The following is a 9845-nucleotide window of genomic DNA, read 5'->3' on the forward strand; positions in this document are numbered from 1 at the left end:
GTATCGTCAGGCAGGCTTGCGTACAGCTTGCGGGAGACGGAATCGATATGAATATCAAAAGGAAGCGATTGATAGTACTTCAATGCCTGAAAAGCAAAAAAGATAGCAAACGCTTCTTCCTCATTAAACATGATCGGCGGCAGTGTCCGGTTGGGGAGTACCCGGTAACCACCGCTTCTTCCTGGTTCCGTATAAAGCGGGACGCCCATATCGGCAATATCCGTAAGATAGCGGTGCGCCGTTCGGACAGAAATGCCAAAATCATTCGCGACATCCTGTGCGGTAAAACTTCGTTTGGCATTGACATACAGGATTAAATCAAACAGTAATTTGGCTTTGCTCACAAATGCTCCTCCTCTTGACTTAACCATGACAGTTTCTGGCATGGTTTTAGCATATACTATTTTATACAAATCGCAAGAGGAGGAATCCACATGATCAAAGAAGATGACATTCGCGTCGTCGGCGGAAGAGAAAAAAATCTGAAGGGAGTTCATGTGACGATCCCCAAAAAGCAGATTACGGTATTTGTAGGCGTATCCGGCTCCGGCAAATCGGCGCTTGTTTTCGATACGATCGCAGCGGAGTCGCAGCGGCAATTCAACGAATCGTACTCCAGCTTCATCCGCAACCGGCTCCCTCATTATGGTCAACCGGAGGTGGATGCCATTGAGCATTTACCGGCGGTGATCGTCATGAATCAAAAAAGGATCGGCGGGAATGCGAGATCTACCGTCGGCACGGTCACGGATATTTATGCGCTGCTGCGGTTGTTGTTTTCCCGGATCGGCACTCCTTTCGTCGGATATTCCGACGTGTTTTCCTTTAACAACCCTCAGGGCATGTGCCCGGAATGCGAAGGCTTGGGGAAAGCGAAAGACATCAACGTCGACCGGTTGATCGATAGGGAAAAATCGCTTAACGAGGGGGCTATTCTGTTCCCGACCTTCATGCCCGGCGACGTCAGGTGGAAAAGGTACGTGTGCACCGGCCTGTTCGATAACGACAAAAAGCTGAAGGATTATACGGATGAGGAGATGGACACGCTGCTCCATAAAAGCGGGTTCAAGCCGCCAAATCCAACGGAGGGGTGGCCGCCGACGTCACTCTATGAAGGGGTCATTCCGCGCATTAAACGTACTTATTTATATAAGGATTCGAGAGATGCGAAAAGATATCAGGAGGCGATCGACCGCATCGTGAGCGAGAAGCTGTGCGCTTCATGCCGCGGCGGCCGCCTGAACCCACGCGTGTTGTCCTGTAAAATTAACGGAAAAAGCATTGCCGATTGTGCGGGGATGCAGGTTAGCGAGCTTATCAGGTTTATACGTTCCATCCGCGAGCCTGAAGTACAGACGGTGACGGACGAAATCGTCAAGCGCCTTGGCAATTTGCTGGCGGTAGGCCTTGGCTATTTAAGCATGAATCGCGAAACACCAAGCCTGTCGGGCGGTGAATCGCAGCGGATCAAGATGGTGCGTCAGCTCGGCAGCAGCTTATCCGATTTGCTGTATATTTTTGACGAGCCCAGCATTGGACTCCATCCGCATGATGTCAACACCATCAACCGATTGCTTAAGCAGCTGCGGGATAAAGGCAACACCGTTCTGATTGTGGAGCATGATCCGGATGTGATCCAGATTGCCGACTATATTGTTGAAATGGGGCCGCGTGCCGGAACCCACGGTGGAGAGGTCGTATTTCAGGGGAGCTTTCATGAGCTGCTGTCATCCCCGACATTAACTGCCGGGTACTTAAACCGTAACCTTGACTTCAAAAGGGAGGTCAGGAAGCCTGACGGTTGGCTCGCCATCGAGCATGCGACGATAAATAATCTCAAAGATATTAGCGTTCGAATTCCGGCCGGCGTGATGACCGTTGTTACCGGAGTAGCGGGATCCGGAAAAAGCACGCTGATCCGTCAGGTTCTTCCGAGGTACTACCCCGAGGCGATTTTCATTGACCAAGGCGCGATCCACGCCTCCAACCGGTCCAATCTGGCCACCTATACGGACATCTTCGACACGATCAGAACTTTGTTCGCCAAGGAAAACCGCGTTAACGCTTCGCTGTTCAGCTTCAACTCCGAAGGAGCTTGTCCCCACTGTAAGGGCTTGGGGATCATATCTACCGATCTCGCCTTTATGGATACGGTCTCCAGCATCTGCGAAGCATGCAAGGGAAAGCGTTATACAGAACAGGTACTGTCCTATCGGTTCCGCGGGAAAAGCATCAGCGACGTTCTGACCATGACCGTGGAGGATGCGCTCAACGTGTTTCATGAAAAAGAAATTGAGGCGCCGCTCAAACGATTAAAGGAAGTTGGACTCGGTTATTTGACCTTAGGACAACCTCTGAGTACGTTATCAGGGGGCGAACTGCAGCGGGCCAAGCTGGCCGCGGAGCTGGAGGGAGAAGGGACCCTGTATGTCCTGGACGAGCCGACCACCGGACTGCATATGTCTGATGTCGAGCTCCTGATCGGCCTCATGAACCGCCTCGTGGAGCGGGGCAGCACCTTGATCGTGATCGAGCACAATTTGCAGGTGATCCGTCAGGCTGACTGGATGATCGACCTCGGCCCTGGGGCCGGAGAAGAAGGCGGCCAGGTGATGTTTGAAGGCATACCGAAAGATAGTATCGATTGCAGCGCCTCGATTACTGGAAGGTATTTAGGGCTTTAGCGAGGACGCTTGGTTCAAAGGACGTTTGATTCAAATGTACCGGAGGAAATTCATGGTGTAAGAGGATCCCGACGATTCTACGAATTGTCGGGATTTTTCTGGTTTAAGAAGTATACGTAAAGAGATATAGGCTTTCTCATGTAAAAGAAATTTTCGATAAAACGCGGCTTGGCTTCTTAATAGTATGTTGATGGTCTTTTTTTCTTTAGGTCTGTTTCTTCTGCAACAGCTACACCCGGAGGAAAAGGGGATTGAGGCGTAAAGTTTACGTGCCGCCTTTGAATTCGTGTTGTGACCACCTAATAGAATCCCAAACAACACGAATTCAACAGCGGCTGAAGCCCAATGCCCGTTCCTCCCACGCGCTAAAAGTCGAAGTCACGGCATCTCCACATCTCAGGTCTACCCGAGCCGAATTCAAAGTGGTTGAAGCCCATGCCCGTTCCTCCCACGCGCCAAAAGTCGAAGTCCAAGTATCTTCATATCTCAGGTCTACCCGGGCCGAATTCAATCAGCGGCTGACCCGTTCCCACGCATCAAATGTTGAAGTCACAGCCCGTTCCCACGCATCAAGAGTCGAAGTCCGGGTATATTCATCCCCGCATCGTCCATCCTAAGTCCATGCGTTCCCCCTCAAAATTGGGTATATACATTCCAAGAGATTATTCATCCGTTGAACATAAAGGAGGTGCTCCTTATCCTGGCCGCTCACCGCCGCCCAAGGCGCAGGGTAAGGAAATGCTGTGGAAATTGTGAAAATCATATTCGTTGTTCTGCTCATCGCATTAACCGCGTTCTTCGTCGCCTCCGAATATTCAGTGATCCGGGTCAGAGTAATCCACCGTGGAGCGAATGATCCATCCGCTGTTTGAGCTCATGCATACGCCCGAGTCGGTGGAGAGCGTCGTGTCGTTCATTATCGCCTTTTTGATCCTGACCTACTTTGAAGTTGTGATCGGGGAACTCGTGCCGAAAAGCTTTGCGATCCAGATCGCTGAACCGATGGCATTGTTTTTCGCCCGTCCGCTGATTATTTTTTACAAAATCACGTATCCCTTCAACTGGATATTGAGCCGTTCCTCGCGCGTCATTACCGGCATCTTCGGGGTTAAGCCCATATCGGAGGAAGACGCCGCATTAAGCGAAGCTGAGCTCCGTTTTGCGCTCACCGAAGGGTATCGCAGCGGCGAAATTACGCCGACCGAGTACCGCTACCTCAACAACGTCTTTGATTTCGACGAGCGGGACGCACGGGAAATCATGGTGCCGCGGACTTCCATCCGTTACGTCTCCCATAATGCGACGGTCCGGGATGTCCTGGATGCCATCGAGAGCAAAACGTTCAATTACCTGCCGGTTGCGGTAGATGGAGATAAGGACCGCGTAACCGGGATTATCCACGTTAAGGAAATGCTGCATCAAGTCGTCCGGCGCGTAACCGGCGAAGACGAGAAGATTACGCCTTTTATCCGTCCGGTTCTGCAGGTGATAGAAACCGTTCAGGCGAGAGATTTGCTGGCTCAGATGCAGAAGGCGGGCATCAATATGGCGGTGCTGATGGACGAGTACGGGGGCACGTCGGGTCTGGTCACGCTGGAGGATATTCTGGAGGAGATTGTGGGAGATATTCCTTCGGGTTCGGGCGGCCCGCAGCCTGCGGGATCCCTGCTGATCACGAAGCTGGAGGACAACCGCTACCGCTTTCAGCCGCAAGCCCTCATCCATGACGTGAACAAAAAGCTGGGGACCAATATCCCGGCGGGGGACGAAGTGTACACGATCGGCGGCTGGCTGCTGTCGCAAAAGTTCGATCTTGCCGAAGGGGATGTCATCCGGCAGGACGACTGCGAATTTGCCATTCGGCGCATGGAAGGACCGATGATCCGGGAGATCGAGGTCGTTAAGCACGAACCCGAGCCGGAGCTGCCGGAAGCAGGGGAGGACTAACGGTTTGAGTTTAGGAGCTCTATACAGTGGTGAGTGGTGAGCTTGGGAGTGACGAAGACAAACGTAAGAGGGCCTTTCGGGAAAGCCGGAGGCCCTTTGTTGCTCTAATAACCCTCATACACTTCTCGCACCATCTCCCCCAGCCGCTCATACGCGGCCGGACTTGCCGTATACACCATCAGCTGCAAATCCGGTCTACCCGAAGGCTGGAGGTTGATATACTCGAATTCCAGCAGGCCGATCCCGGCAACCTCCCACCGTTTGTAACAATCCGATGCCTGGCTGATGTCCTGGCGGCCCCAGTAGAACCGGAACAGTTCACTCGTTTCCAGCAGCTCCTGAATAAGCGCCTGCACATCGAGATCTCCCGGGTAGCGGGCACAATCCGCCCGGAACCTTGCAATCATGATCTGCACCTTCTCGTCCCGCTCCGCTTCGCTCATGCGCCGGGTGGATTCAGTCAGGAACCGTATCAGCCAGTTTGGCCTGGCGGTATGGTCCGTGAACACGGGCAGATGGAATACGAGCTCGGCGGCGCGGTTCCATACGAGCAGATCCCATTTTCGGTCTATGACCAGCGCCGGATTCGGGTCTAGAGACCGGACCATTCTCTCCAGCCCGGCAGGAAGGAGCTGTGCTTCATTCGTTCCCGCGGAATCCTGCGCTTTGACAAGTCGATGCAGATACTCCCGCTCATATTCATTCAGCTTTAATGCCCGGGCCAGGCTGTCCAGCACCTGGTCGGACGGATTTGTCTGCCTGTCCTGCTCGAGAGCGGTATACCATGATATACCGATATGCGCGAGCTGAGCCACTTCTTCGCGGCGGAGTCCCGGGGTCCGGCGCCTGCCCAGTGAGGGTAAACCCACATCCGATGGATGCAGCTGCTCCCGGCGTGCGCGCAAAAACGCGCCCAATGTGAATCCGGCCGATGCTTCATTCATGCAGCAAAACCTCCTTATCCTGACACTGCCAATGGTACGTTACGCACAGGAGGGCAGCGCTTTTTTGAATGATTCATAATGTTGGAGAACGACCTTCCGGATGCTTAGCTGGATGTATCGATCCGCGATAGGGCCCGGCGGCGTTACGACTGTAAGGAGGAATCAAGCATATGATCATGATTACCGGAGGGATGGGTTTCATCGGCCTCCATGCCGCCCGCGCCCTCCTTGATCTCGGCGAAGACGTTATCATTACCCGTTATCGCGACGACCGTCTGCCGTCTTTTCTTGTCCCCTATTTGAACAAAAGGCTGTTTATCGAGACGGTGGACGTGCTTCAAGCGGAATCCCTGCTGGGAGCAGGAAAAAAGCACGCGGTCACCGGGCTTATGCATCTGGCGTCTCCCCGTATGAACGTGCCGCCCGCAGAGGGGACGCAACAAACCGTGCAAAGCCTGCTCCATGTTCTGGAGTGCGGCAGCCGGTTAGAGGTGAGACGTGTCGTCCTTGCCAGTTCCATCGCGGTCTACGCGGGAGTGGAGATGCCGTTGTGGCGGGAGGACGACACTTTGCCAGTACAGGCTCCCTATCCGATGACGGCTTACAAGAAAGTGACGGAGACGATAGGCGATTTTTATCCCGGCAAGCCGGACTAGAGGTGGTCAGCGCCCGCTTTTCCGCCTACGGCCCGCTGGCCCGCGGACTGTACCTTCCTGCCGGCCCAGGCCGTTCACGCGGCCGTTAATGGCTTACCATTGTCGTCTTATTTGCGGGGAGGACTGCTCCCCTACGAAGAAGAAGGTATGGACGTGGCCTATGTCACGGACACGGCTGAGGCGCTGGCCCAGCTGCAGACGGCCCCGTCTCTGGCCCATTCCGTCTACAACATCGGAACCGGGCAGGTAACGACCCATAAACAGATGGTCGAAGCCATTCTGAGGGTCGTACCGGACGCGAGACTGGAGCTGCGCCCCGGGAAGGGAGACGGACCGCAGTATCCTGCCATGGACATTTCCCGGATTTATGAGGAGCTGGGATGGCAGCCCCGATATACCCTGGATCTTGCGATTGCCGAATATGCTGCTTGGTTAAGGGATGGTAACCCTTTTTAATCCCATAGATGTATCTATATTATATCGACGCAAAGGAGTCATGACATGAAAATTTTGATAACGGGAGCAACTGGCCGCGTTGGGAGCCGCCTGGTGCCGCGGCTGTTGGATCAAGGCTATTCCGTCAGTGTACTGGTCCGTAATCCGGAGCTTGCCCGGGACCTTCAGCGGCGAGGCGCTGAAATCATAACCGGCGATCTGCTGCAACGGCAAACGTTAAGGGAGGCTGTTACGCACAAAGATGCCATTATCCATCTCGCGGCTGCATTCCGCGGAGTTGCCCCCGAGGTATCCCGTGCCGTGAATATGGAGGGGACGATCGCTTTGGCCGATGCGGCACTGGCTGCAGGTGTTCCGCGCTTCATTTATGCGAGTACCAACTTGGTGTACGGCCCCGGGACGGACGAAAGGTATTTTAATGAAACGGATCTTCCTGATCCCGCAGGTCCTTATCCGCTCACCAAAGCCGCTGCCGAACGCGAATTGTTGCAGCTTCACCGCAGCCGGGGGCTGGGACTGTGCATACTCCGTCTGGCCTTTGTCTATGGAGACGGGGATCCTCACCTGGAGGAGGGGATGCGGTGGTTCCGGAACTGGCATCCGGCCCAGCGGATTCATTTGGTGCATCATGCGGATGTGGCGCAGGCCGTCATGTTGGGGATCAAATCGTCCCGGGCGAAGGGGCAAATTTTTAATGTGGCGGATGACCAGCCGGTCTCGGCGGCGGAAGTCTTGAGCATACACAACGAGACGATGCCGGCGGATGCGGTCAGCCGAACTGTGGATCCTTCCTGGCTGCAGCTTGTTGATACAACCAAAATCCGTGAGCAGTTGGGGTTTAGGCCCAATTACCCTTCGCTGTACCGTGCGCTGAATGAAGGGGCCCTTTAGTGCATGCCCCGCTTCCCCATCCCTTCGGCTTGCAATCCTCTTTTTTTGCCTATACAATAAAGTTGTATTGTTGTTGGAGAAATTAACCTCCATTATTTATGATTTGGGAATTTATCTCCTAAAATGAGTGCAGGTTAACAACCGCGAACCGGCTTAAAAGAGGAAGGGGAAGATACAAGTGTCCATGGTGCAGGAAATGGGAAAGACCCTGCTGAGCATCCGCAGCCATCTGAACGGACTGACGAAAACCGAGCAGAAGGTAGCCCAGTACATTTTGGAGCATGCCCAGGATATTATCTATGAATCGGTGACAGAGCTCGCCGAGAAGGCGGATGTTGGGGAAACGACGGTGCTCCGCTTCTGCCGCAAGCTGAAGTTTCAAGGCTTTCAGGACTTCAAGCTGTCTTTGGCGCAGGATCTGGTGAAGCCGACGGACCATATTCATAAAGAGATTTCCGAGGATGACGACGCGGTCACGCTCAGCCAGAAAATTATCGGTACGCACATCCAGACCCTCGACCAGACGCGCGAGCTGATCAATGGGGAGCAGCTGAGCAAGGCGATTGAGTGCCTGCTAAGCGCATCGTCCATCCACTTTTTTGGAGTGGGGTCCTCGGGCCTGACGGCGATGCAGGGCGCTCACAGCTTTGCCCGGATCGGCAAGCGGAGTACGGCGGTCGCGGATACCCATTTTCAGGCGATGGGCGCTTCGCTTATGACGAGCAGCGACGTAGCCGTAGGCTTGTCCATCTCCGGCAGCACCAAGGATACGATCGACAATTTGAATTTGGCGAAAAAGGCGGGTGCCCGCATTATTGCGATTACGAGCAACGCCCGTTCCCCGATTACGAAGGTGGCGGACATCGTGCTGATTATGGTAGGCCGGGAGAATCCGCTTCAGGGAAGCTCTTTGTCGGCGAAAATGTCCCAGCTGGCCGTCATCGACATGCTGAACGTCGCCGTATCTTTGCGAATGAAGGATGAAGCGCTGAAGTACCGGGAGATCACGGCCAAAGCGACATCGGATAAATTGTACTAACCGGAAATAAAGGAGGGGATGAGGATGCCCGAGGTACCAGATCATCTCGATGATGGCTTGTCCATCCTGTTTATCGGCTTTAATCCCAGCCTGCAGTCCGGAGAAACCGGGCACCATTACGCTAACCCGCGGAACAATTTTTACCGTATTTTGCACCGCTCGGGGCTGACGCCGAGGCTGTACGATGCTTCGGAGGACCAGGACCTTCTGAAGCTCGGTTACGGTTTCACGAATATTGTGGCAAGACCGACCCGGGGCGTGGACGATATCGAGCGGCAGGAGTACGCGGAGGGAAGGGAGATTCTCCGGAGAAAACTGCGGCAGTATCTGCCGCGGATCGCCTGTTTTGTCGGCAAAGGCGTGTACAGGGAATACAGCCGGCGCTCCAAGGTGGATTGGGGATTTCAGCCGGACCCCGTCATCCCGGAAATTCATGAGTTTGTGGCCCCCAGCTCAAGCGGACTCGTACGGATGCCGATGGAGGAGATCGTCGGAATTTACCGCCAGCTGGCGGAGTTTATAGAGAAGCAGGGATCCTGACTTGCACCGCCCCATCGAAGCAGGCGAAGCTCAGTAGAAGCCCTGCTTTTTTGCGTTCAAAACCTGCGGGTAACGAGACAAGTGAACAAGAGATGACACAGATAGTTCCCATTGTCCTTTCATCTACATATAAGTAGAATAAGGTGCTGAGCGTGAAGACAGCCGGCACTGCCTTTACAGCGTGACACCTCAGATAATGGAGGATTTCCAATATGTCCAAAAGGAACCTCACCACAAGGAGACTCACCAAAAGGAATGACGCCAAAAGAAAGCTTCGTCCGAAAAAGAGGCGCCGGCAGTCCGCAGAAGATCAAAAACTGAACCAACTCGCGTATACCTCGTCATTTCTTGTCGTCATTGCTTTAATTATAAAATTGATCAATATCGCGTTTTACAGTTAAAGGTCGTTTGTCCTCCGTACTTAAATTCACTAATTTACTAAACGAATTGAATCGATGCCGAATTAATGATACTCTCGAATTGGGTAATCGTGGAGCAGCTCTGTGATGAAGCTTTTTTGCGGGGCTGCTTGCGGTATTGTCGTACATGATCTGACTCCAGCACATAATCGCATCATTAGAAGACGGCATGTTCGAAATGGCCTGAAAGGAGAACGCATAGACCTTGAAGATTATTCTTGTTGATGACGAATATCTCGCTCTGAAGAAAATGGAACGGCTCCTGCAGT

At 53.6% G+C, this 9845-nt stretch carries 9 protein-coding genes; 7 read left to right on the forward strand and 2 right to left on the reverse strand.

The window, feature by feature from the left end:
• A partial coding sequence (locus tag CPT76_RS26325) for a helix-turn-helix transcriptional regulator (protein ID WP_146116440.1) occupies positions 1–344 on the reverse strand: 344 nt, incomplete at its 3' end.
• Between the two features lie 93 nt (positions 345–437).
• Between CPT76_RS26325 and CPT76_RS26330 the strand changes: the two genes are divergently transcribed.
• A complete protein-coding gene (locus CPT76_RS26330) occupies positions 438–2684 on the forward strand; it encodes an ATP-binding cassette domain-containing protein (protein ID WP_219845475.1) in 2247 nt (748 codons plus the stop codon).
• Positions 2685–3536: 852 nt separating this feature from the next.
• Positions 3537–4631: a hemolysin family protein gene (locus tag CPT76_RS26335; RefSeq protein ID WP_258168831.1), complete on the forward strand. Its 1095-nt coding sequence runs from the start codon at positions 3537–3539 to the stop codon at positions 4629–4631.
• Between the two features lie 104 nt (positions 4632–4735).
• Here the strand turns inward: CPT76_RS26335 and CPT76_RS26340 are convergent, their stop codons facing one another.
• The gene (locus CPT76_RS26340; RefSeq protein ID WP_105445015.1) at positions 4736–5575 is read right to left on the reverse strand and encodes a helix-turn-helix transcriptional regulator; all 840 of its coding nucleotides are present in this window, start codon (positions 5573–5575) and stop codon (positions 4736–4738) included.
• Between the two features lie 170 nt (positions 5576–5745).
• On the opposite strand from CPT76_RS26340, the gene CPT76_RS26345 reads away from it, so the two are divergent.
• The 5 genes from CPT76_RS26345 to CPT76_RS26365 all read left to right on the forward strand — a co-directional run bounded on the left by CPT76_RS26345 (position 5746) and on the right by CPT76_RS26365 (position 9157).
• Positions 5746–6231 (forward strand): NAD-dependent epimerase/dehydratase family protein, encoded by a 486-nt coding sequence (locus CPT76_RS26345; RefSeq protein WP_105445016.1) that lies wholly within the window; start codon positions 5746–5748, stop codon positions 6229–6231.
• 153 nt (positions 6232–6384) lie between these two features.
• Positions 6385–6687, forward strand: a complete 303-nt coding sequence (locus CPT76_RS26350; RefSeq protein WP_146116429.1) for an NAD-dependent epimerase/dehydratase family protein — start codon at positions 6385–6387, stop codon at positions 6685–6687.
• 45 nt (positions 6688–6732) lie between these two features.
• The gene (locus CPT76_RS26355; protein WP_105445018.1) at positions 6733–7578 is read left to right on the forward strand and encodes an NAD-dependent epimerase/dehydratase family protein; all 846 of its coding nucleotides are present in this window, start codon (positions 6733–6735) and stop codon (positions 7576–7578) included.
• 184 nt (positions 7579–7762) lie between these two features.
• On the forward strand, positions 7763–8617 hold the full coding sequence (locus CPT76_RS26360) for a MurR/RpiR family transcriptional regulator (protein WP_089550357.1): 855 nt from the start codon (positions 7763–7765) through the stop codon (positions 8615–8617).
• A 24-nt stretch (positions 8618–8641) separates the two neighbouring features.
• Positions 8642–9157, forward strand: coding sequence for a mismatch-specific DNA-glycosylase (locus tag CPT76_RS26365; RefSeq protein WP_105445019.1), 516 nt, complete (start codon positions 8642–8644; stop codon positions 9155–9157).
• Positions 9158–9845 lie beyond the last annotated feature (688 nt).

Origin of the sequence: Paenibacillus sp. AR247, assembly GCF_002968895.1 — a bacterium.
GTDB classification, from domain to species: Bacteria; Bacillota; Bacilli; order Paenibacillales; family Paenibacillaceae; genus Paenibacillus_AQ; species Paenibacillus_AQ favisporus.